Source organism: Pseudonocardia nigra, assembly GCF_019396355.1.
GTDB lineage: Bacteria > Actinomycetota > Actinomycetes > Mycobacteriales > Pseudonocardiaceae > Pseudonocardia > Pseudonocardia nigra.
In genome coordinates, this window is record NZ_JAHKRK010000034.1 from 1 (window position 1) to 21,310 (window position 21,310).

At 74.5% G+C, this 21,310-nt stretch carries 19 protein-coding genes and 2 pseudogenes; 8 read left to right on the forward strand and 13 right to left on the reverse strand.

Annotated features, from left to right (window positions below; all coding sequences use genetic code 11):
* Nucleotides 1-479, reverse strand: a 479-nt coding sequence (locus KME75_RS11490; RefSeq protein WP_219414591.1) for an alpha/beta fold hydrolase, incomplete at its 3' end; no start/stop codon positions are given.
* Between the two features lie 311 nt (nt 480-790).
* Here KME75_RS11490 and KME75_RS11495 point away from each other — a divergent pair.
* Nucleotides 791-2,281, forward strand: coding sequence for a hypothetical protein (locus tag KME75_RS11495; protein WP_219414592.1), 1,491 nt, complete (start codon nt 791-793; stop codon nt 2,279-2,281).
* A 12-nt stretch (nt 2,282-2,293) separates the two neighbouring features.
* Here the strand turns inward: KME75_RS11495 and KME75_RS11500 are convergent.
* The 4 genes and pseudogenes from KME75_RS11500 to KME75_RS11515 form a co-directional block, all read right to left on the reverse strand.
* Nucleotides 2,294-3,583 (reverse strand): annotated as a pseudogene (locus KME75_RS11500) (peptide MFS transporter); the annotation flags it as partial.
* Between the two features lie 40 nt (nt 3,584-3,623).
* Entirely contained in the window at nt 3,624-4,322 is a 699-nt protein-coding gene (locus tag KME75_RS11505; protein ID WP_219414593.1) for an alpha/beta fold hydrolase, read from the reverse strand.
* On the reverse strand, nt 4,319-5,074 hold the full coding sequence (locus tag KME75_RS11510; protein ID WP_308282706.1) for a sugar phosphate isomerase/epimerase family protein: 756 nt from the start codon (nt 5,072-5,074) through the stop codon (nt 4,319-4,321). Before KME75_RS11510 ends, KME75_RS11505 begins: the two co-directional genes overlap by 4 nt.
* A gap of 158 nt (nt 5,075-5,232) precedes the next feature.
* The gene (locus tag KME75_RS11515) at nt 5,233-6,501 is read right to left on the reverse strand and encodes a right-handed parallel beta-helix repeat-containing protein (RefSeq protein WP_219414594.1); all 1,269 of its coding nucleotides are present in this window, start codon (nt 6,499-6,501) and stop codon (nt 5,233-5,235) included.
* A 152-nt stretch (nt 6,502-6,653) separates the two neighbouring features.
* Here KME75_RS11515 and KME75_RS11520 point away from each other — a divergent pair, with 152 nt between their 5' ends.
* Both KME75_RS11520 and KME75_RS11525 read left to right on the forward strand, forming a co-directional pair.
* A complete protein-coding gene (locus KME75_RS11520; RefSeq protein WP_219414595.1) occupies nt 6,654-7,205 on the forward strand; it encodes a sigma-70 family RNA polymerase sigma factor in 552 nt (183 codons plus the stop codon).
* Nucleotides 7,202-7,885, forward strand: coding sequence for an anti-sigma factor (locus KME75_RS11525; protein ID WP_308282707.1), 684 nt, complete (start codon nt 7,202-7,204; stop codon nt 7,883-7,885). The genes KME75_RS11520 and KME75_RS11525 overlap by 4 nt, the downstream gene beginning before the upstream one ends.
* A 20-nt stretch (nt 7,886-7,905) precedes the next feature.
* Here KME75_RS11525 and KME75_RS11530 read toward each other — a convergent pair.
* The 4 genes and pseudogenes from KME75_RS11530 to KME75_RS11545 form a co-directional block, all read right to left on the reverse strand.
* Nucleotides 7,906-8,543 (reverse strand): annotated as a pseudogene (locus KME75_RS11530) (CE1759 family FMN reductase).
* Entirely contained in the window at nt 8,540-9,631 is a 1,092-nt protein-coding gene (locus KME75_RS11535) for an LLM class flavin-dependent oxidoreductase (protein WP_219414596.1), read from the reverse strand. Before KME75_RS11535 ends, KME75_RS11530 begins: the two are co-directional and overlap by 4 nt.
* Before the next feature lie 169 nt (nt 9,632-9,800).
* Nucleotides 9,801-10,490: a DsbA family protein gene (locus KME75_RS11540; RefSeq protein ID WP_219414597.1), complete on the reverse strand. Its 690-nt coding sequence runs from the start codon at nt 10,488-10,490 to the stop codon at nt 9,801-9,803.
* A gap of 66 nt (nt 10,491-10,556) precedes the next feature.
* Nucleotides 10,557-11,291 (reverse strand): zf-HC2 domain-containing protein, encoded by a 735-nt coding sequence (locus KME75_RS11545; protein ID WP_219414598.1) that lies wholly within the window; start codon nt 11,289-11,291, stop codon nt 10,557-10,559.
* Nucleotides 11,292-11,352: 61 nt separating this feature from the next.
* On the opposite strand from KME75_RS11545, the gene KME75_RS11550 reads away from it, so the two are divergent.
* Nucleotides 11,353-11,916 (forward strand): sigma-70 family RNA polymerase sigma factor, encoded by a 564-nt coding sequence (locus KME75_RS11550; RefSeq protein WP_219414599.1) that lies wholly within the window; start codon nt 11,353-11,355, stop codon nt 11,914-11,916.
* Nucleotides 11,917-11,922: 6 nt separating this feature from the next.
* On the opposite strand, the gene KME75_RS11555 is transcribed toward KME75_RS11550, so the two are convergent.
* A complete protein-coding gene (locus KME75_RS11555; RefSeq protein ID WP_219414600.1) occupies nt 11,923-12,414 on the reverse strand; it encodes a MauE/DoxX family redox-associated membrane protein in 492 nt (163 codons plus the stop codon).
* A 45-nt stretch (nt 12,415-12,459) separates the two neighbouring features.
* A complete protein-coding gene (locus KME75_RS11560) occupies nt 12,460-13,386 on the reverse strand; it encodes an AEC family transporter (RefSeq protein ID WP_219414601.1) in 927 nt (308 codons plus the stop codon).
* A gap of 71 nt (nt 13,387-13,457) precedes the next feature.
* On the opposite strand from KME75_RS11560, the gene KME75_RS11565 reads away from it, so the two are divergent.
* The 4 genes from KME75_RS11565 (at nt 13,458) to KME75_RS11580 (ending at nt 18,118) form a co-directional block, all read left to right on the forward strand.
* Nucleotides 13,458-14,666 carry a PucR family transcriptional regulator gene (locus KME75_RS11565; protein WP_219414602.1) on the forward strand — a complete coding sequence of 403 codons (1,209 nt, stop codon included), beginning with the start codon at nt 13,458-13,460 and terminating at the stop codon, nt 14,664-14,666.
* A gap of 92 nt (nt 14,667-14,758) precedes the next feature.
* A complete protein-coding gene (gene pdhA, locus KME75_RS11570; protein WP_308282710.1) occupies nt 14,759-15,853 on the forward strand; it encodes a pyruvate dehydrogenase (acetyl-transferring) E1 component subunit alpha in 1,095 nt (364 codons plus the stop codon).
* 10 nt (nt 15,854-15,863) lie between these two features.
* The gene (locus KME75_RS11575; protein ID WP_219414603.1) at nt 15,864-16,859 is read left to right on the forward strand and encodes an alpha-ketoacid dehydrogenase subunit beta; all 996 of its coding nucleotides are present in this window, start codon (nt 15,864-15,866) and stop codon (nt 16,857-16,859) included.
* Nucleotides 16,860-16,888: 29 nt separating this feature from the next.
* The gene (locus KME75_RS11580) at nt 16,889-18,118 is read left to right on the forward strand and encodes a dihydrolipoamide acetyltransferase family protein (protein ID WP_219414604.1); all 1,230 of its coding nucleotides are present in this window, start codon (nt 16,889-16,891) and stop codon (nt 18,116-18,118) included.
* Here the strand turns inward: KME75_RS11580 and KME75_RS11585 are convergent.
* Both KME75_RS11585 and KME75_RS11590 read right to left on the reverse strand, forming a co-directional pair.
* The gene (locus tag KME75_RS11585) at nt 18,115-19,182 is read right to left on the reverse strand and encodes a tryptophan 2,3-dioxygenase family protein (RefSeq protein WP_219414605.1); all 1,068 of its coding nucleotides are present in this window, start codon (nt 19,180-19,182) and stop codon (nt 18,115-18,117) included. The genes KME75_RS11580 and KME75_RS11585 overlap by 4 nt on opposite strands.
* A 183-nt stretch (nt 19,183-19,365) precedes the next feature.
* On the reverse strand, nt 19,366-21,054 hold the full coding sequence (locus tag KME75_RS11590) for a bifunctional metallophosphatase/5'-nucleotidase (protein ID WP_219414606.1): 1,689 nt from the start codon (nt 21,052-21,054) through the stop codon (nt 19,366-19,368).
* Nucleotides 21,055-21,310 lie beyond the last annotated feature (256 nt).

A 21,310-nucleotide genomic window follows, 5' to 3' on the forward strand; every position in this document is an offset into this window, starting at 1 on the left:
GCGCCCGCCGTGATGAGCTCCGCGGCCCGGCGCAGGTGCCCGGCCGCCTCCTCGGCGAGCGGCCGGGTCGCCGGGTCGTCGCGCAACAGGGTGAACAGCGGCGGTTCGTGCACGAGCAGGCCGCCGGTCAGCTCGGGGTGCGCGGCGCCGAGCAGCATCGTGGTGCTCGACCCGTAGGAGTGCCCGACCACGAGCGGCGCCTCCAGGTCCATGGCACGCAGCAGCCCGGCGAGGTCCTCGACGTCCTCGGAGATGCGGCCCTGCCCCGGCGGGCAGGTGCTGCCGCCGTGGCCGCGCCGGTCGTAGGTGACCACTGTGTGCTCGGCGGTCAGCCGGGGCACGACCCGCTCCCATGCGCCGTGGTCGTCGAGCGAGCCGTGCACGAACACGACCGGCGGGCCGGACCCGGCCACCTGCACGCCGAGCTCGACGCCGTTCACCGCGATCCGGCGGTCGGAGATCTCCTGAATCCCGGTCATGCGGCCTCCCCTGTGGACGTGGACGTCCCGCCAGTCTCGACCGGCGCCGCACCGGCGCACCATGGCGATTCTGCACAGATGTGATCACCCGGCCGGGACACAGCGCCCAGGAATGTGTCGAACAGGTCAACCCACAGCGGACATCGTGCACAAACACGGAAACATTCCTGGTGCATGATCCCTCTGGATCGGACGGTTCCCGGGGTGCGAATCTGACGTGCACTTCGGCGCCGCGGGAGAACTGCGCACATCCGCCGCACACCGCCGAGCCCGCTCCTCATGTCGTCCACCGACCCGCCGGAGGTGCACGTATGGCTCCCAGCGCTGCCCACGGAATCTACCTCGCCGGAATCGTCCTGCTCATCGTGCTCGTCGTGCTCAGGAAGAACGTCGTCGCGCCCGCGATCGGGCTCACGTTCCTCACCGCGACCGCGCTCACCGGGAGCGTCACCACCGGCGTCAGCGCGGTCTTCAGGGCCGCGATCGCGTCCACGAGCGAGCTGCTGACGATCTTCCTGATCATCGCGGTCATGACGTCGCTCATCCAGGCGCTGCGCGCGACCGGGGCGGACGAGCCCATGGTGCGCCCGTTCCAGCGGCTGATGTGGAACGCCCCGGTCGCCTACGTCGTGCTGGCGGCGATCACGTTCGTGCTCTCGCTGGTGTTCTGGCCGACTCCGGTGCCCCCCCTGCTCGCCGCGATCCTCATCCCGGCCGCCCTGCGGGTCGGGCTCTCCCCGATGGGGGCCGCGATCGCCATCGCGATCGCCGGGCAGGGCATGGCGCTGTCGTCGGACTACATCCTCGGGGTGGCGCCGGAGCTGTCCGCCCAGGGTGCCGGGGTGCCCGCGAGCGCGATCGCCGACCGTGCGCTCGTGATTTCCCTGATCACCGGCGTGTTCGCGCTCGCGGTCGCCTACGTCATGACGGTACGCCGCACCCTCACCACGACCGGGCAGGCGCAGGCCCCGATGCTCTCGGCGGTCGGCGGCACCACCGGCACCACGCCGCCCGCTCCGGCCACCGGCAGCGCGGGGACGTCCGGATTCGACCAGGAGATCGACCTCGACGACGGCCACCGCGTGGAGATCACCGAGCGGCGGCGCCGGGCGCTCGCGCTGGCCGTGCCGATCTGCTTCGGGGCGCTCCTGGTGTTCATCCTGCTCGACCGGTTCACCTCGCTCGTTCCGGCGCTGGACGACGGCGCGGGCGCACCGCTGGTCGGCGGCACCGCCGCGCTGCTGCTCATCGCCGTCACGGCCGTGTCCACCGGGCGCGGCTGGTTCGAACGGTCCGCAGAGCACTTCGTGCACGGCGTCGCGTTCGCCTTCCGGATCATGGGCATGGTCATCCCGGTCGCGGGCTTCGTCTACGTCGGGCTCGGCGACTTCTCCGGGCGGATCCTCGGCCTGCCGGAGGACGCCGCGGCGCCCAGCCTGCTGCTCGACGCCGTGGCGATCGTGCAGGGCTACATCCCGGACAACCCGTTCGTCGCGCTGCTCACGCTGCTGGTCGTCGGCATGGTGCTCGGCCTGGACGGCAACGGCTGGCCGGGGCTGCCCTTCACCGGCACGCTCGCCGCCGCGATCGGCGGCGAGACCGGCGTCGACCCGGCCACGCTGGCCGCGGTCGCCCAGAACGGCTCCACATGGGTGGGCGGGGGGACGCTAGTGATCTGGTCCACGCTGATCGCGGTCGCCGGGATCACCGGCGTCCCGGTGATCGATCTGGCGCGCCGGCTCTTCCTCCCCGTCGTCGGCGGCCTACTGGTCGCCACCTGCGCGGCGGGGCTGATCTGGTAGGCCCACCCGGTCTCAGAGCACGCCCGGCATCCGCCGCTTCACCCACGGGCTGATCAGCGCGATCAGCCCGCCGAGCACGATCGCGGCGCCGCCCACCGTGCTGAAGTAGGCGACCTCGTTCTCCGGGGTGTAGTACCCGGCCAGCACACCCGCCAGCGACGAGCCCGCCGCGACCGACAGGAAGAACAGCGCCACCATCTGGGTGCGGAAGGCGGCCGGGGCGAGCTTCGTCGACAGCGACAGCCCGATCGGGGAGAGCAGCAGCTCGGCGATGGTGAAGAACAGCAGGATCACCACGAGGCCCAGCGGGCTCGTCGCGCCCGTGGTGCCCGCCATCGTCAGGAAGATCAGGAACGCGACGCCCATGCCCACCACGCCGAGCGCGAACTTGATCGGGGTGGACGGTTGGCGCGGGCCGAGCTTCGTCCACAGCGCGGCGAAGACCGGGGCGAGCAGGATGATGAAGATCGGGTTGATCGAGGTGACCCAGGCCGGCGGCATCGTGAAATCGAAGAACGTGCGGTCGATCCGCGACTCGGCGTAGATCGCCACCACGGTGAACTGCTGCTGGAACAGCGACCAGAACGCGAAGCTCGCGATGAACATCGGGATGAACGCGACCACGCGGCTGCGCTCCGCCGCGGTGATCTTGCGGCTGCCCAGGATCAGCGCGAAGTAGCCGACCGCGGCCACGACGATCGCCGCGGTGACGACGGCGGCGAGCGTGCCGAGCGTGACGAGGCCGGTCAGCACCGCGACGACGATCAGCACGACCAGGGCTGCGGCGCCGACGAGCACCTTCGGCACCTCGCGACCGGCAAGCGGGTTGGGCACCTCGCCACCGCTCGCCGCGAGGTTGCGGCGGCCCATGCTGTACTGCACCAGCCCGATGGCCATGCCGATCGCGGCGAGCCCGAACCCGACGTGAAAGCCGTACCAGCTGCGGGCGAGCCCGGTGAGCAGCGGGCCGACGAGCGCGCCGATGTTGATGCCCATGTAGAAGATCGAGAAACCGGCGTCGCGGCGGTCGTCGCCCTCCGGGTAGAGGGCCCCGACGAGCGAGGTGGCGTTGGCCTTGAGGCCGCCGCTGCCCAGCCCGACGAGGCACAGGCCCACGGCCACGCCGAGCAACCCGGGCAGCAGCGCCAGGCTGATGTGCCCGAGCATGATCAGCACGGCGCTCCGGAACAGGGTGCGCTCCGAGCCGAGCAGCCGGTCGGCGATCCACGCCCCGAGCACCGTCGAGAGGTACACCAGCCCGCCGTAGGCGCCGATGATGCTGGTCGCGGTCGCCTCCGGAAGGAGGTGCCCGTTCGGTCACCCGGCGGAAACCCGGGATCGCTCAGGCGAAGGCGGGCGGGACGACGACGAAGGCGCGGATGCGCGCCGCGACCGCCGCCGGATGGGTCAACGGCACCATGTGCGCGCCGGCGGGCAGGGTCTCGGCTCGCGCGTGCGGCGCCACCGCGGCGAGGGCCGACAGCCAGTCCGACGGGGCGATCCGGTCGTGCCTGCCGCGCAGCAGGAGCACCGGGCAGGCGACGGCAGCGAGCGCCTGGTCGATCCGGTGCCGGCGCGCGTCGTCCATGGCGCGGGCGATGGTCGCGAACCCGGTGTGGTGGTAGTCACGGACGAGCTGGGGCACCTGCCACGGCCGCTCCCACACCGCGGTGCGCAGCCAGCGGCCCGTGAGCCCCGCCCAGCCTCCTGCGCGGGGGTCGGTGGTCGGCCCGACGAGCACGAGCGCGGCCACGCGCTGCGGCGCCTGCGCCGCGGCCTGCGCGACGAGCTGGCAGCTGGCGGAGTGGCCGAACAGCACCGCCCGGTCGAGCCCGAGCCGGGTCAGCCGGGCGAGCAGCAGGTCGGCGAGGTCGCCCACGGCGAGCGGGGTGGCGCACCCGGCGGGCTGCCCGAAGCCGGGCAGCTCGACGACAGCCGTGCCCAGCGTGGGGAGCCGGTCCAGGGTGTACCGCGGCGCGGCGCGGGACAGCCCGAGCCCGGGCACGGCGACGACCGGGAGCGGCGCGGGCGGCGGGTTCATGCGAGGAGGCGCCGCCGCGCGGCGGCGTCGCGCGCGACCCGGGCCGGGTCGTCGGCCGGGACGAACTCCAGCAGCATGTCGGTGGGCACACCGCGGGTCGTGAGCTCGGCGACGACCCGCGTCCACAGCTCCTGGCGCGCGGTGAGCGGGTGCCGCTCCGCCCGGGGCCACCAGCTGAACGCGTGGACCGCGACGACGTGCGGGGCGACCCGGCGCAGACCCTCGACCGCCTCGTCGTCGGGCATCCCCTGCGGCGGCTGCCAGTACGTGCCCACGGCGGGGTGGTCCACCTCCTCCAGCAGGCGCAGCGTGGAGGCGACGGTGTCGGTCAGGGTGCCGCCGTGGAACTCGAACCCCACGGTCAGCCCGGCGTCCGCGGCCCGCGCGGCGAGCGCCCGCGCACCACGGACGACCATGTGCCGCTCCTGCGCGCTCGCCGCGGCCGACCCGCGCTCCCCCGCCCACACCCGGATGCGCGGAGCGCCGAGCGCGACGGCCGCGGTGACGACGCCGGCGTGCCGCTCCTCGTCGCCGCACAGCCGCAGGTACGAGCCGTAGGAGGCCACCGCGAGCCCGGCCTTCGCAGTGCACCGGACCGCCGTGGCGACCGCGACCGCGTCGTCCGGCGGGGCGTGCACATCGGCGCCCCACTCGATCGCCTCCAGCCCCGTCCGCGCCGCGACCGCGACGACCTGCTCGACGGGCAGCGCCCGGAGGGTGACCGAGCACAGCCCGGGGCGCAGCAGTGGCACGCGGTCTCCTCGCTCACGGGTCCGGTCGACGGCAATCCTGCACGCCACCGCCGACCGAACCACCCCCGACGTGAGCAGGGCGACTCGCCCGCGGATTCCGGGCGACTCGCCCGCGGATTCCGGGCGACTCGCCCGCGGATTCCGGGCGACTCGCGCAGTCAGCCCTCCGTCGGCGGCACGACCTCGCCGTCGACGGTGAACCCGGTGCCCTGGCCGTCCTGGAACACGTCCGGGCCGACCGGGGCGCTGTTGCGGCGGATCTCGGTGCGCGGCACGGTCATCGTGCCGGGCGCGGAGTTCCACAGCCCGCCGCCCTCGGCCGCGGCCGTGTTGCGGGTGACGGTGCCGCGGTCGATGGTCACCGTGCCGGCCCCGGTGAGGTGCAGGCCGCCGCCGTTGCCCGGGTTCGCACCGGTGGTGTTGCGCGTCAGGACCGTGCGGTCGAGCGTCGTGGTGCCCACGTTGGCCTCGATGCCGCCGCCCGCGCGGGAGGCGCTGTTGTGCTCGATCACCGAGCGCTCGACGACGAGCGTGCCGGCGTCGTTGAGGATGCCGCCGCCGGAGCCGGAGGTGCCGTCGGCGGAGTTGCCGCGGATCTCGGACCGGTCGACGACGAGCTCGCCGCCGATCGTGAAGAGGCCGCCGCCGCCGTTGGTGGCCTCGGGCCCGCTCGCGGTGTTGTCGCTGATCACGCTGCGCGACACGTGCATCGTCGAGCCGGTGTCGTTCCAGAGCCCGCCGCCCTCCGCGGCCGCGGTGTTGCCGGTGACCGTGCTGCGATCGACGGTGACCGTGCCGGACGCGGTGATGTGCAGCCCGCCGCCGTTGCCCGGGCCCGGACCCGTCGAGTTCTTCGACAACGTGGAGCGCGAGATCGTCGTGGTCGAGTCCGCGCTCGCCTCGATCCCCCCGCCCGCGCGGACCGCCGTGTTGCAGGTGATGGTGCTGTCGTGCACCTCGAGCTCACCGGCGTTGCGCACACCGCCGCCGGAGGCCGGGAGCCCGGTGCCCTCGGCGGCGCCCCCGGTGATCGTCACCTCGTCCAGCCGCAGGTGGGCGCCCGCGGCGACGTCGAGCACGCGGTCGATACCGCGGGCGTCGACCGTGGCGTCGTCGCCGTGGATCGCGATCCGCGTGGTCACGTCGAGGTCGCCGGTCGCGGAGGCGTCCTCGTCGCGCCCGTCGATCGTGAGCTCGTACGTGCCGCGGTCGAGCCGGATCTCCCCGCCGCCGGCAGCGTTCGCCTCCTGCACCGCGGCGCGCAGCGAGCAGTCCCCGTGCGCGTCGGCGCACTCCCCGTCGCCGGGGTGGGCGTCCGCCCTGTCCGCATGGGTGTCGACCCGCAAGATCGAGCCCTTGCCGGGCGAATCATCGGCCCACGCCGACGTCGTGCTCAGCACGCTGCAGGTCAGGGCTGCGACAGCCACTCCGGCCATTGATCGTTTCCGCACGTCCACTCCCTCGTCCGAGGACACCGTCGGCGGTGGATACGGGCGGGACCGCCCCGGCGTTCACCCGATCGTGAGATCCTCGCCGGATCCGGATGAACGGGACGCAGCCCTGGTGCGTACTACGTTCGATGGAAACGGCGGCGGCGGACAGCGGTGAGGAGATCGGTCTGCGTGACGAGCGGTCCCTGCGTGCGGCCCACCGGGCGTACGCCGGTGAGCTGTTCCGCTTCGCGCTGCGCAGGCTGGGCGACCACGGCGCCGCCGAGGACGTCGTCCAGGAGGTGTTCGTGCGGGCCTGGCGCGCCGCCGACACCTTCGACGCCCGGCGCACGTCACTGCGCGGCTGGCTGTTCGCCATCGCGCGCAACCTCGTGGTCGACCACGCCCGACACCGCGCCGTTCGCCCGGCCACGCCGGTGGCCGATCCCGACCTCGTCGCGCTGGCCGGTGGGGACGGCGGGTTCGCCGAGGCCACGATGACGGCCTGGACGCTCGAGGAGGCGCTGCGGCGGCTCAGCCCCGAGCACCGCGTGGTGCTGGTCGAGACCTACCTGCGCGGCAGGCCGTACGCGGAGGTCGCCGCCGAGCTCGGGATCCCGGTCGGAACCGTGCGCAGCCGCGTGTTCTACGGGCTGAAGGCGCTGCGCGTGGCGCTCGACGAGATGGGAGTGCAGCTGTGACGGTCGAGTCGCACCGGGTGCTGCGGGAGCAGCTCGGTGCCTACGCGCTGGGCCAGCTGTCCGGGCAGCGGTGGCGGGCGATGCACGAGCACCTGCCGGTCTGCGCGACATGCCGGGCCGAGCTGGAGGAGATCGCGCCGGTCGCCGGGCTGCTGGGCGCCTCGCGGCACCGGCTGCGCCTCGACGAGCTCGACGACGACACGGGTGCCACGGAACCACCGCCGCTGCCCCCCGAGCTGCTGGCCGAGGTGCGGGCGGCGCACGAGCCAGCAGGCAGCGGAGGCGTGTTGCGCCGCTGGTGGCCCGCGATCGCGGCCGCTGCCGTGGTCGTCGCGGCCGTGGCCGGCTACACGGCGGGCACCACGGGCCGTGGCCCGACGGTCCCGCTCGAGCCGGTGGCCGTCCGGGCGCTGAACCCGGCGGTGGACGCGGAGGCGGCCCTCGTCCCGCACACCTGGGGCGTCGAGGTGAAGCTCACCGCCACCGGGTTCACCCGCGGCGCCACCTACGCGGTGACCGTCACCGACGACGCAGGCCGCACGGTCAGCGCGGGCCAGTTCATCGGCACCGGGGAGGACGAGATGCGCTGCAACCTCAACTCCTCGGTCCTGCGCGCCGACGCCGCGAGCGTCCAGGTGATCGGCCCGGACGGGCAGGTCGTCCTCGACGCCACGGTCTGAGCGCTGTTCCGGGGGGCGAGTCAGGCCCCGCGGAGCAGGTCCTCGAACGACGGCGCGGCGGCGAACGGGTCGGCGGGCCGCGCCGCCGCGCGGGCGGCCACGAGGTCGGCGAGCTCCCCGGCCGCACGGTCGATGCGGTCGGCGAGGCTCGGGCCGCTGTGGTCCCCACCGGCCCGGCACGAACAGAGTGCCTGTAAGTCCTCGGGCGCCGCGAACACCGCCGTCGGCACGGACACGGCCCGCAGGTGGGTCAGCAGCGGCCGGACCGCGTGCTCGAGCGCCAGCGAGTGCCGGGCCGTGCCGCCGGTGGCGCCGAGCAGCGTCGGCCTGCCCGTCAGCACGTCGGGCTCCAGCACGTCGAACAGCATCTTGAACAGCCCGTTGTAGGAGGCGGAGAAGGTCGGCGTGACCGCGATCAGGCCGTCCGCGGCGGCGACGGTGTCGAGCGCGGCGCGCAGCCCGGGCGCCGGGAAGCCGGTCAGCACCGCGTCGACCAGCTCCCGGCCGTGGTCACGCAGCTCGACGACGTCGACCTGCGGGTCGACCCGCGCTCCCGCAGTGCCCCGGCGGTCGCTGCCGCGAGGCGGTCGGCCAGCAGCCGCGTGGACGAGGGCACGGACACCCCCGCGCTCACGACGGCGAGCGTGCGGGTCGTCATGCGCCCACCTCCGCGGTGTTCCGCTGCGCGAGCAGGCTCGCGTGCGTCGGGGCGTCCGGGACGTGCGCCGGCTTGAGCGCGGCGAACTCCGTGCGCAACACCGGCACCACCTCCTCGCCCAGCAGGTCCAGCTGCTCCAGCACCGTCTTCAGTGGCAGGCCCGCGTGGTCGGTGAGGAACAGCTGCCGCTGGTAGTCGCCGACGTACTCGCGGAATCCCAGGGTGCGGTCGATGACCTCCTGCGGGCTGCCGACGGTCAGCGGCGTCTCGCGGCTGAAGTCCTCCAGCGACGGCCCGTGGCCGTAGACCGGCGCGTTGTCGAAGTAGGGCCGGAACTCCCGGACGGCGTCCTGGCTGTTCCTGCGCATGAACACCTGCCCGCCCAGACCGACGATCGCCCGGTCGGCCGGCCCGTGCCCGTGGTGCTCGAACCGGCGGCGGTAGAACTCCACCATCCGGCGGGTGTGCTCGCTGGGCCAGAAGATGTGGTTGTGGAAGAAGCCGTCGCCGTAGTAGGCGGCCTGCTCGGCGATCTCCGGGCTGCGGATCGAGCCGTGCCATACGAACGGCGGCACCCCGTCGAGCGGGCGCGGGGTCGAGGTGAAGCTCTGCAGCGGGGTACGGAACCGGCCTTCCCAGTCCACGACGTCCTCGTGCCACAGCCGCCGCAGCAGCGCGTAGTTCTCGACGGCGAGCGGGATGCCGTCGCGGATGTCCTGGCCGAACCAGGGGTAGACCGGCCCGGTGTTGCCGCGGCCGAGCATGAGGTCCACGCGGCCGTCGGCGAGGTGCTGCAGCATCGCGTAGTCCTCGGCGATCTTCACCGGGTCGTTGGTGGTGATCAGCGTGGTCGCCGTGGACAGCTGCAGCCGCTGCGTGCGCGCGGCGATGTAGCCGAGCATCGTGGTCGGCGAGGACGGCACGAACGGCGGGTTGTGGTGCTCCCCGGTGGCGAACACGTCCAGGCCCACCTCCTCGGCCTTGAGCGCGATCGTCACCATCGCCTTGATCCGTTCCGCCTCGGTCGGGGCGCGACCCGTGGTGGGGTCGGGGGTGACGTCCCCGACCGAGAAGATTCCGAACTGCATCGCGGCCTCCCGATTGCTTGACCTCGCAACTAACTACCCGCTCAACACGAGGCCCCACCCGGTTATGCCCGCAGGCGACCGTCCATGCGCCTCGTGTCCGCCGCTGCCCCCCGTCGACGGGGGGCATGAGCCGAGACGGGGCGCACGGGGCGACCGGCCGCTGCCCGGATCACGGAATGGGCACCGCCGCCCGCAGCGCCTCGTCGGTGCGCGCGATCTCCCGGCCGTCCACGAGCACGGTCGGCGTCGCGGTGATCCCGGCCCGGGAGGCCTCGTCGGTCTCGTGCGCGGTCCACGCCGCGTAGCGCTCCTCCGCCACGCAGGTGCCGAAGTCCGGCCCGGCGCCCGCCTGCTCGCCGAGGGCGACGAGCCGCTCGTCGGGCAACCCCGCCGTGTTCTCCGGCGGCTGGTGGGCGAACAGCAGCGCCTGGAACCGCGGATAGACGCCCGCCTCGGCCGCACATCCCGCCGCCGCCGACGACCGGCTCGCGTACCGGGTGGAGGAGAAGCGGTCGAGGTAGGCGACCGGGTGGTAGACCACCCGCGCCGCGCCCGCCGCCACCAGCTCGTCCAGCGTCGCACCCGACTGCGCCTCGTAGGCGCGGCAGGCCGGGCACTGGAAGTCGAGGTAGACGTCGACGGTCACGGGGGCGTCCGGCGAGCCCACGGCGACGCCCGTGGCCGTCGCCCCCGCCGGGACGACGAGCGCGTCCGCCTGCTGCGCCCGGTACACGCCCACCCCGACGGCACCGGCGAACAGCACGAGCGTCACCACCGCCGCCACCGCCCAGCCCGACGGGCCGCGGCGCCGTCCCACCGCAGCGGGGCGCCGTCGGTGCGCCGTCCGGTTCGCCGCCATCACGAGTCCTGCCGATCGTTGCTCACACGGCAGTGGTCGGCGGCCGCGGCGTCCCGGTTCCCGCGATCACGCGGCTCGGTGGCGCGCCGAGGGGGCGAGGCCGTCGTCGCGGGGGGCGGGCGGGATCGCCGGCGACGACTCCGCCGCCGGCCGATGCCCGTCGGGGCGCTGCGCGCGCGGGGTGCCGTCGCCGCCGGGCGTCACCCGCCGCAGCGCGACCACGAGGACCAGCCCGGCGACGACCAGCCCGTGCGTCAGCAGACGGCCCGGCTCCACCCGGCCGACCAGCAGGTCGACGCCGCTGAGCAGGGTGAGCGCAGCGACGAACGCGCCGAGCATCGACACGAGCGCGGAGCCCCGCGACCGGCTGGACGCGACCCACAGGAACGCGACCGCGATGGCGAGGTTCCAGGCCGCGCTCTCGTGGGAGAAGTGCGCGGTGCTCGCCCCCGCCAGCCCGCCGCCGTGGTGCGCCGCCCCGGCCGCCGCCACCACCCCGCTCACCGCGAGCCCGAGCTGCCCCACGCCCACGGCCGCCAGCGCCGCGCGCAGCAGGCCCGGGGCGCGCCGGGGGGCGGGAGCGGCGGCGACCACGGCGGCGACCAGGTCGGGACCGTCCTCGGCGGGCCGGGTGCGGGTGAGCCGCGTGACCCGGGCGGCCCGCTCGGCGAACTCCCGGCAGGCGGGGCACGCGTCGAGGTGCGCGTCGACCGCGGCGGCCTCCCCGGGCAGCTCCTCGCCGTCCAGCCGCGCCGAGATCGCCTCCCGGCAGTCCGCACACGTCATCTCGGGGCCCGTCACACCGGGAATGGTCGTCCGACCGCGCCCGCCGGTTCCCGGCGCCCCCCGCTACTGTGCGCGCATGGCCGATCGCTGCGACGACGCCGAGCTCACCGCGCTGGCGTTCGCCGCGGGTCGCGGGGACCGGGCCGCGCTCGCCCGGTTCGTCCGGGCCACCCAGCGCGACGTGCAGCGGTTCGTCGCGCACCTGACGAGCCCGCGCGAGGCCGACGACCTCGCGCAGGAGACCTACCTGCGGGCGCTGGGTGCGCTGCCGCGGTTCGCCGGCCGGGCGACGGCGCGGACGTGGCTGCTGTCGATCGCGCGGCGGGTGGCCGCCGACCACGTGCGCACCGCCGTGCGCAGGCCGCGGACCAACCCGGTGGACGACTGGGACGCCGTCGGCCCCGCCCGCTCGGCCGTCGACGAGGGCGTGCTGCTGCGCAGGCTCGTCGACGAGCTGGACCCGGACCGGCGCGAGGCCTTCGTCCTCACCCAGCTGCTCGACCTGAGCTACACCGAGGCCGCGCAGGTGTGCGACTGCCCGGTCGGCACCATCCGCTCCCGCGTGGCGCGGGCGCGGGAGGACCTGGTGGCGGCCATGGACGGCGACGGCCGGCGGGAGCGCCGCGCCGGCGGGCTGTAGAGCGGCTCAGCGGGCGAGCCGGGTGTCGAGGGCGAGCGGCCCGCGCGGCCACCGGACCAGGGCCAGCGCGACGAGCAGCAGCGCGCCGTCGCGGGCGAGCTCCCACCCGTAGGCCGGGTCCTCCCCCGCCGCGAGCTCGCCGCCGGAGCCGAAGCAGCCGCAGTCGATGCGCAGCCCGCGCGCCCACGCCGAGGCGATCCCCACGACGAAGGCGGCCATCAGCAGCGCCGACAGGACCGCGCCTACCCGCACGCCCAGGCCCACCACGAGCAGCACCCCGAGCGCGATCTCGACCATCGGCAGGGCCGCGCCCACCACCTGCACGGCAGGTTCGGGCAACAGCCGGTAGGCGCGCACCGCGCGGACCGACGCGTCGAGGTCGCCCACCTTCGCCGCCCCCGCGACGATCCAGACCCCGCCGAGCACGAGGCGGGCGAGCGTGGTGAGCCAGGGCAGCAGTGCCCGCGCGGGGGCGGGCCGGGTGGTGGTCGTGGTCATCACCGCAGTGGTCGTCGGCGGCGCCGCCGTGGTTCCCGGCGGCGATCAGGTGATCACCGCGACGGCGCCGACCAGCACCGGCACGCTGACGAGCGTCGTCGCGAGCGCCGCGTCCCGGCCCAGGGCGACGCCGGCGTCGAACCGGACCGCGTAGGTGAACACGTTCTGCGCCGTGGGCAGCGCCGCGCAGATGACGACCGCGAGCAGCTCCGGCCCCTGCAGGCCCAGCAGCAGGCCCAGCCCCAGCGCGAGGGCGGGCTGCACGAGGTTCTTGAGGATCAGCACGGCGACGAGCTGCGGCCCGGTGCCCGCCGTCCCCGGCCGGGCCGCCCCGCGCAGCGAGATCCCGAACGCGAGCAGCATCCCGGGCACGGCGAGGTCGGCGATGAGCTCGATCGGCGCCAGCACCGGCCGGGGCGGGACGGCGCCGGTGACGGAGACGGAGAGGCCGATCGTGGTGGCGATCGCGATCGGGTTGCGCAGGGGCGCCGTGACGGTGGCGAGCAGCGCGGGCCGCTCCCCGCCCGGCCGGGCCGTCGCGAGGTCGAACGCCGTCGCGAACACCGGGGTGAGCACCGCCATCTGGAACAGCAGCACCGGGGCGACCTCGGTGGCGTCGCCCAGCGCGTAGGTGACGATCGGCAGGCCGAGGTTGCCGGCGTTGACGTAGCCGCTCGCCATCGCCCCGACCGTCGTCTCCCCTGCCGGGCGCCGCAACAGCAGCCCCACCGGGACGTAGAGCAGGCAGGCGAGCGAGCTGGTCACGCCCGTGACCACGAGGCTCTCGGAGAACACCGCGCCGACGTCGGCGCGGGTGAGCGTGACGAACAGCAGCGCGGGCGTGGCCACGTAGAACGCGGCCCGCGACAGCACCTGCGTGGCGCTGGGACCGAGCACGCCCGCCCGCCCGACCAGGTACCCCACGGCGATGACGGCGCCGACGACGACGAACCCGTCGAGCACTCCGTTCACGCTGCGGTCACGTCACGTCACAGTAGAGCTGTGAGCCCGGTCAACCCGCGGCGGAGGTAGCGTCGGTGGGCGTGGACGCGCCGACGGCAGACTTCGCTGCGCCGAGCTCGCAGGAGCTCGCGGCTGCGGCGCTCGACGACGTCCCGGTCCTGACCGAGCGGCTGCTCGCCGCGATCTTCACCGACAACCCGGAGTGGACCGACTACGCACCGGTCCCGCGCGCCGACCTGCGCGAGGCGTGCGGGCGCTACCTGTCGCGGGTGCTGGAGGTGCTCGGCGGCCAGGTCCCGGGTCCGGACGGCGACGACGTCGCCGCGGAGATCGGCAGGCACCGGGCCGAGCAGGGCGTGCCGCTCGAGGTGATGCTGCGGACGTTCCGGCTCGGCGGGCGGATCGTCTGGGAGGCGCTGGTCGAACGGGCGAGCGCGCGCGGGGTCGGGCCGGACGCCGTCATCGAGGCCGCCACCGCGATGTGGACGGTGGTCGACGGGCTGTCCTCGACCCTGTCCACGTCCTACCGCAGCACCGAGCTGGAGCAGCTGCGCCGCGACGACCAGCGCCGGCACGCGCTCGTCGAGGATCTGCTGGGCGGGCGGGCCCAGGACGACGCGTTCCGCAGGCGGGCCGCCGAGCAGCTCGACCTCCCCCTCGCGGGCAGCTACCTGGTGGTCGTGGCGGCCCACGGCGCCGACGGCCGGGCCGCGCTGCGCGGGCCGCAGACGGCGTTGGGCGCCGGCGGCATCCGGTCGGTCTGGCAGGCCCGGGCCGACACGCTCGTCGGCGTGATCGCGCTCGAGCAGCGGGCGCCCGCAACCGTGCTCGAGCGGCTCCGTCCGCTCACCCGCGGCCGGGCCGGGGCGTCCCCCGCGGTCGCCGGGCTCGCGCAGGTGGGGCTCGCCCACCAGCTCGCCCTCACCGCCTTGGGCACCGTGCCCGACACCGCCGTCGAGCTGGTGTCGCTGCCCGACCGGCTGCCCGAGGCGCTGCTCGTGGCCTCGCCCGAGCTGCGGCGCCGGCTCGTGCAGGACACGCTGGGCCCGGTGCTCGCGCGGCCGCCGAAGGAGCGCGACATGCTGCTGGCGACGCTGACAGCCTGGCTGGCCGCCGAGTGCTCGGCGGGCGACGCCGCCCACCGGCTGTACTGCCACCGCAACACCGTGCTCAACCGGCTGCAGCGCATCTCGGCGCTCGTGGGTCGGCCGTTGACGGGGCGGCGCGCCTACGTCGAGCTCTCGCTCGCGCTCTCCGCGCTCGACCCCCCGGAGCCGGTCACGCCCTGACACCAGGATTGGGCAATCTGCCCAGTTCCGCGGTGCCGGATCTGGGCACCGGCGCATGGTGATGGGCGCGCCCGCTCACGACACTGCGGGATGTGACGACCCAGACCGCGCCGCCGCAGGCTGCGACCCCCCGCGCCAGGACCCGCCGCGCCAGGACGTCGCAGACGCGGGACCGCCTCGCCCGCGAGGACCCGGGGACGCTGCGCGACTGGTTCCGCCGGATGACGCTGGTCCGGCGGTTCGAGGAACGCGCCGCCCAGGGCTACACGCAGGCGAAGATCGGCGGCTACTGCCACCTCAACCTGGGCGAGGAGGCCACGGTCGTCGGCCTGCTGGCCGGCATGCGCCCCACCGACTACCTGTTCACGAACTACCGCGAGCACGGGTACGCGATCGCCAAGGGCATCGACCCGAGCCGGGTGATGGCCGAGCTGTACGGCCGCACCACCGGCACGTCCAAGGGGTGGGGCGGGTCGATGCACCTGTTCGACGCCGAGGCCCGGCTGCTCGGCGGGTACGGGATCGTCGGCGGCCAGGTCCCGCTCGCGACCGGCGCGGCCCTGGCCGTCGACTACCGCGACGGCGACGACGTCGTGGTGTGCCAGATGGGTGACGGCACCACCAACATCGGCGCGTTCCACGAGTCGCTGAACATCGCCGCGCTGTGGAACCTGCCGATCGTGTTCGTGGTGGTGAACAACTTCCTCGGCATGGGCACCACGGTGGAGCGCTCGTCGGCGGAGCCGGAGCTGTACAAGCGCGCCGCCGCCTACCGGATGCACGGCGAGCGCGTGGACGGCACCGACGTGGTCGCGGTGCACGAGGCCGCGCACCGGCTCGTCGAGCGCGCCCGCGAGAAGGGCGGGCCGGCGCTGCTGGAGGCCGTGAGCAGCCGCCTCAAGGGGCACTCGCTGGTGGACCCGGCGCGCTACCGCAGTGCCGACGACACCGCCGCGGCCCGGGAGAACGACCCGATCGCCCGGTTCCGCGCCGACCTGATCGCCGCGGGCGTGCTGGACGAGGACGGCGCGGCCGAGCTCGAGGCCGCCGCCCAGGCCGACGCGGACGCCGCCGTCGCCTTCGCCGACGCGAGCCCGCACCCGGACGTCGCCACGCTGTTCGACCACACCTACGCCACCCCGGTGTCCGGCGAGGGCCGCAGGCTGCCCGCCGACCCGGTCTTCTGAGAGAAGAACCGTGTCTGTCCTCACCTACCGCGAGGCCCTGCGCACCACCCTGCGCGACGAGATGCTGAAGAACGACGACGTCTTCCTGATCGGGGAGGAGATCGGCGTCTTCGAGGGCTCCTACAAGATCACCGCGGGCCTGCTGGCCGAGTTCGGCGAGAAGCGGGTGCGCGACACCCCGATCGCCGAGGAGGGGTTCGTCGGGGCCGCGATCGGCGCCGCCATGCTGGGGCTGCGCCCGGTCGTCGAGCTCATGACGATCAACTTCTCGTTGATCGCGCTCGACCAGATCGTCAACCACGCCGCGAAGATCTACGGGATGTTCGGCGGGCAGACCAGCGTGCCGATGGTCATCCGGACCCCCGGCGGCGGGGGCCAGCAGCTGGGCGCCACGCACTCGCAGAACATCGAGCTGTACTACGCGTTCGTCCCGGGCCTGAAGGTCGTGGCGCCGAGCACCCCCGCCGACGCACGGGCGCTGCTGCTCGCCGCGATCCGCGACGACGACCCGGTGCTGTTCCTGGAGAACCTCGCGCTCTACAACACCCGCGGCGAGGTGCCCGACGACCTCGAGCCCGCCGAGATCGGCAAGGCCGCGGTGACCCGGGAGGGCGGCGACATCACGATCGTCGGCTACTCCCGGATGGCCGCGGTGGCCAGGGAGGTGGCCGAGCGGCTGCACGCCGAGTCCGGGATCTCCGCGGAGGTGATCGACCTGCGCAGCCTCCGGCCGCTGGACCGCGACACGATCGTCGCGTCGGTGCGCAAGACCGGGTGCGCCGTGGTGGCCGAGGACGACTGGCTCACCTACGGGATCGGCGCCGAGATCGCCGCGACCATCTCCGACGGCGCCTTCGACCACCTCGACGCCCCGGTGCGCCGCGTGGCCGCCGCTGAAGTGCCGCTCCCCTACGCCAAGCCGCTGGAGCAGGCCGCGCTGCCGTCGGCCGAGTCGCTGGTGACCGCGGTGCACGAGACCCTCGCCGCCGTCGGCCGCCGCCGCTGACCAGCCCTCCCATCGATCGAGGACGATCCATGCCCGACATCACCATGCCCCGCCTGTCCGACACCATGGCGGACGGCGTGATCACCACCTGGCGCAAGCAGCAGGGCGACCCGGTCCGCAGCGGCGACGTGCTCGCCGAGATCGAGACCGACAAGGCGATCATGGAGCTGGAGGCCTACGACGACGGCGTGCTCGAGCGCGTGCTCGTCGCCGAGGGCGAGCGGGTGCCGATCGGCACGCCGATCGCGGTGGTCGGGGATGGCAGCGGCAGCGCGTTCGAGCCGGCGCCGCAGGCCGCGCAGCCGGAGCCCGCTCCCCCGGCGCCCGCCGCCGAGCCCACGCCCGCGCCCACCCCGGCGCCCGCCGCGCCCGCTCCAGCGCCTTCGCGCCGGCCGCCGGCGTCCCCGCTGGCCCGCAAGATCGCCAAGGAGCTGGGCGTGGACCTGGCGGGCGTGAGCGGCACCGGGCCGAACGGGCGGATCATCCGCGCCGACATCGAGGCCGCCGCGGCGGCTCCGGCGCCCGAGCCCGCCACCCCGGCTCCCGCCCCGGCCCCGGTCGTCGCGGCCGACGCCGAGGAGGTGCCGCTCACCACCCTGCAGCGCGTGGCGGCGAAGCGGCTCACCGAGAGCAAGCAGCAGGCGCCGCACTTCTACCTGACCGCGGCCGCCGACGTCACCGAGCTGGTCGCCTTCCGCGCCGGCCTCAACGAGACCCTGCAGGCCGCCGGCGGGCCGAAGGTCAGCCTGAACGACCTCGTGGTCAAGGCCGTGGCCGCGGTACTGCGCGCGCACCCGGCCGTGAACGTGTCGTTCGGCGGGGACCTGCTCCTGCGCCACCGCGGCATCCACCTCGGGGTGGCCGTCGCCGTCCCGGGCGGGTTGCTGGTCCCGGTCATCCGCGACGCCGACCGCAAGAGCGTCTCCGAGATCGCCGCGGAGGGCCGCGACAAGGCGGTGCGGGGCCGCGACGGCACGCTGCGGGCCGACGAGATGTCCGGCGGCACGTTCACGATCTCCAACCTCGGAATGTTCGGCGTGGAGCAGTTCGCCGCCGTGATCAACCCGCCGGAGGCCGCGATCCTCGCGGTCGGCGCCGCCACCGAGGAGGTCCGCGTGGTGGACGGGGAGTTCGCCGCGCGCCGCATCCTGCGCGTGACGCTGTCGGCCGACCACCGCGCGATCGACGGCGCGACGGGCGCCGCGTTCCTCCGCGACCTCACCGCGCTGCTGGAGCAGCCGCTGCGGATCCTCGCCTAGGCGGCCAGGGCCACCGGACCCAGGTCGAACAGCCGGTTCTCCAGGCACCGGCGCAGGTAGGGCACACCCTCGGTGTGGCCCGAGCCGTGCGCGGAGCCGAGCATCGCGGCCGCCAGCGAGTGGTGGGTCGTCTTCCACCGCTGGTGGGCGGCCTCCAACTGCTCGACGGCGCGGGTGAGCTCGGCGGCCGCGGGTCCGCGCGCGCCCAGGTCCTGCCAGGCGCGCGAGAAGTTGTCCAGGCCCGGCGCCTCGGCCCGCACCGCCGGCACGTTGTCGAACGCCTCGGAGACCAACCGCTGCGCGGTCGGCGTCCCGCACGCCAGCTCGAAGCGCTTGTACGCCTCGGACTGGATCGCGCTCGCCCCCTCGGTGTACTGCCGGAACGCGTGGAACGCGGCCGGGCGCATCGTCGCGACCAGCCGGAACAGCATCGCGGCCCGGTCGAACACGTCGACCGCCCGCCGCACCCGCGCCGTCGCGGCCGCGAGGTCGCCCAGGCGCAGCGCCCGCGTCGCCGCCCGCATCTCGTCGGTCAGCGTCGTGAAGACCATCTCGTGGGCCTGCAGCGCACGGATGAAGAAGTACTCGTCGTGCTCGAGCGACACCGGCAGCGCCGTCAGCCCGAACCATCCGCCCGGCAGCCGGTCGACGTCGAGCGCCGGGTCGGTCGCCGCGACGAAGCGCGTGGCGTGCCGGATCCGGATGTCGCGCGTGCGGGCGTCGAGCCCGGTCGCGCGGCGCTCGTGCCGCACGACGTCGGCCATGAGCAGCGCGGCCATCCGCTCGGGGTCGACGCCGAGATCGGCCCGGACCAGCTCGACGAGCGGGAGCGCGAGGTAGGTCTGGTTGCGGAAGCGGTCACGGCGTCGGGCGAGCACGGCGTCGAGGAACGCGTCGAGGAAACCGTCGCGGCCGCGGTGCCGACGGTGGAGCGTGTCGAGAGCGGCCAGCACACCGTCGGCGAGGTGGTGTCGCCCCGTCCGGCGCACCTCGCCGGTGACGAGCCGGGCCAGCCGGAGTGCCGCGATCTCGTCGAGGAACCGGACGGTGGTGATGGTGCTCATGGGGGCTCCCGGGCATCGGGGGAGTGCCTTGCGGACGACAGCAAGGCTCCGGCGCCCCCGGTTCCGGGACGATGGGGTGGACACGTGTCCCGGCGGGGCGATCCCCCGGGTCGAGGTGGTGCCTTCCCCCCGCGGCGACCGCGCAGCTGATGCGCGGTCGCCGCGCTCCGCGGTTACCCGGATCTAGCCGAGGGTGATCCGATCGGTGGCGGGCGGGGCCGTCGGCCGGTTCGCCGTCAGGTAGGCCGTGAAGGCGTCCAGGTCCGGGCCGCCGACGACCTCGTTCGTCCCCTGGGTCAGCACCGAGAACCCGTCACCGCCGTCGGCGAGGAAGCTGTTCACCGTGATCCGGTAGGTGGCGGCCGGGTCCACCGGCGCGCCGCCGATCGTGATCGCGTCCACCTTGGTGCCCGTGCACGGGTCCGCCGCCGTGCCGGGCGCGCCCGCCTGGTTCACGGTGTAGCGCACCGACGCCGACGGCTGCAGGATCCGCTCGGTCACGAACTGCTGCTCGAGCAGGCAGTCCAGCTGGGCGCCGGTGAGGTCCAGCGTCGTGAGGTAGTTGTTGAACGGCTGCACGGTGAACGCCTCCTCGTACGTCACCGGCCCGGCGTCCAGGTCGGCGCGCACGCCGCCGGGGTTCATGAACGCGGCGACGGCGCCCTGCTCGTCGTCGGTGGCGGCGAGCTGCGCGTCGGCGATGAGGTTGCCCAGCGCGGACTCCCCCGACGGCGCCGCCTCGCGGGTGATCGCCGCGGTCGTCTCACCGACCTCCTCGGACGCGATCGGCCCGAGCAGCGTGCGGTAGCGGCCGATCAGCTCGGTCTGGTCGGCGTCGGCGGGCACGTCGCGGCCGACGATGACGTTGGCCGCCTTCGCGGTGATCACGTCGCCGGTCGCGCGGTCGATCTGCAGGTCGATGTCGGTGACCAGGCGCCCGAACGAGCTCGCGCTGGTGACGATCTTGTCGTCGATGACGCAGTTGTAGGCCTGGTGGGTGTGCCCGCTCACGACCACGTCGATGGCGTCGGAGAAGCCGGTGGCGATGTCGACGACCGGACCGGTGAGGCCCGTGCAGTCGTTGATCCCGCCGCCGCCCGCCTGGGTGCCGCCCTCGTGCAGGAGCACGACGATCGCCTCGACGCCCTGTTCCTGCAGCTCGGCCGCGTACCGGTTGCCCGTCTCGACCTCGTCGCGGAACTCCAGCCCCGCGATGCCGGACTGCGTGACGATGTCCGGGGTGCCCTCCAGCGTCATGCCGATGAACCCGATCCGCATGCCCTGCACCTTCTCGATGGCGTACGGGGGCAGCAGCGGCTCCCCGGTCTCGGTGACGAAGGCGTTCGCCGACAGGTACTGGAACCCCGCACCCTCGTACGGCCGGGCCGGGTCGGCGCAGCCGTCCTCGGGGTGGCAGCCGCCGTTCTGGATGCGCAGCAACTCGTCCGAGCCCTCGTCGAACTCGTGGTTGCCGACGCTCGCGAGGTCCAGCCCGGCCAGCCCGAGCGCCTCGATCGTGGGCTCGTCGTGGAACGCCGCCGACAGCAGCGGGGACGCCCCGATCAGGTCGCCGGCCGCCACGGTGATCGTGTTGGGCTTCTGCACCTCGTCGGCCAGCATCGCGAGCTGGGTGGCGAGGAACTCGACCCCGCCCGCCGGCACGTCCTCGATCTCCCCGCTCGACCCGGACGGCGGCTCGAGGTTGCCGTGGAAGTCGTTCAGCGCGAGCAGCTGCACGTCCACCAGCGGCGGTGCCTCGCCCGCGGCCGGGACCGCGCCCGCCACCGCGCCGGCACCGGCGAGGACGAACCCGGCGGCCACCGTGGCCACCCGGCGGGACAGTGCCGCCCGGGTCTGGGACGAACGGGGCATGCGAGATCCTTCCGCCGGCGGCCGACCTTCCACGATCGGGTGAACCATACGGATCTGCGCCCGCGGACGCGATCCCCGCGGCCGATCACGGGCCGATGGCGGCCGGCAGCGGCCGCACCTCGACCGTTCGCCCGTGATCGCGGGGACGACGCGGCGGGTGCCGGCGGGCGTGAGCGTCGCGAGAGCGCAGTTCTCGTCGTGCGGACCGCGCGGAGCGACCACTCGCGACGATCACCGCGGCAAGATCGCCGCGAAA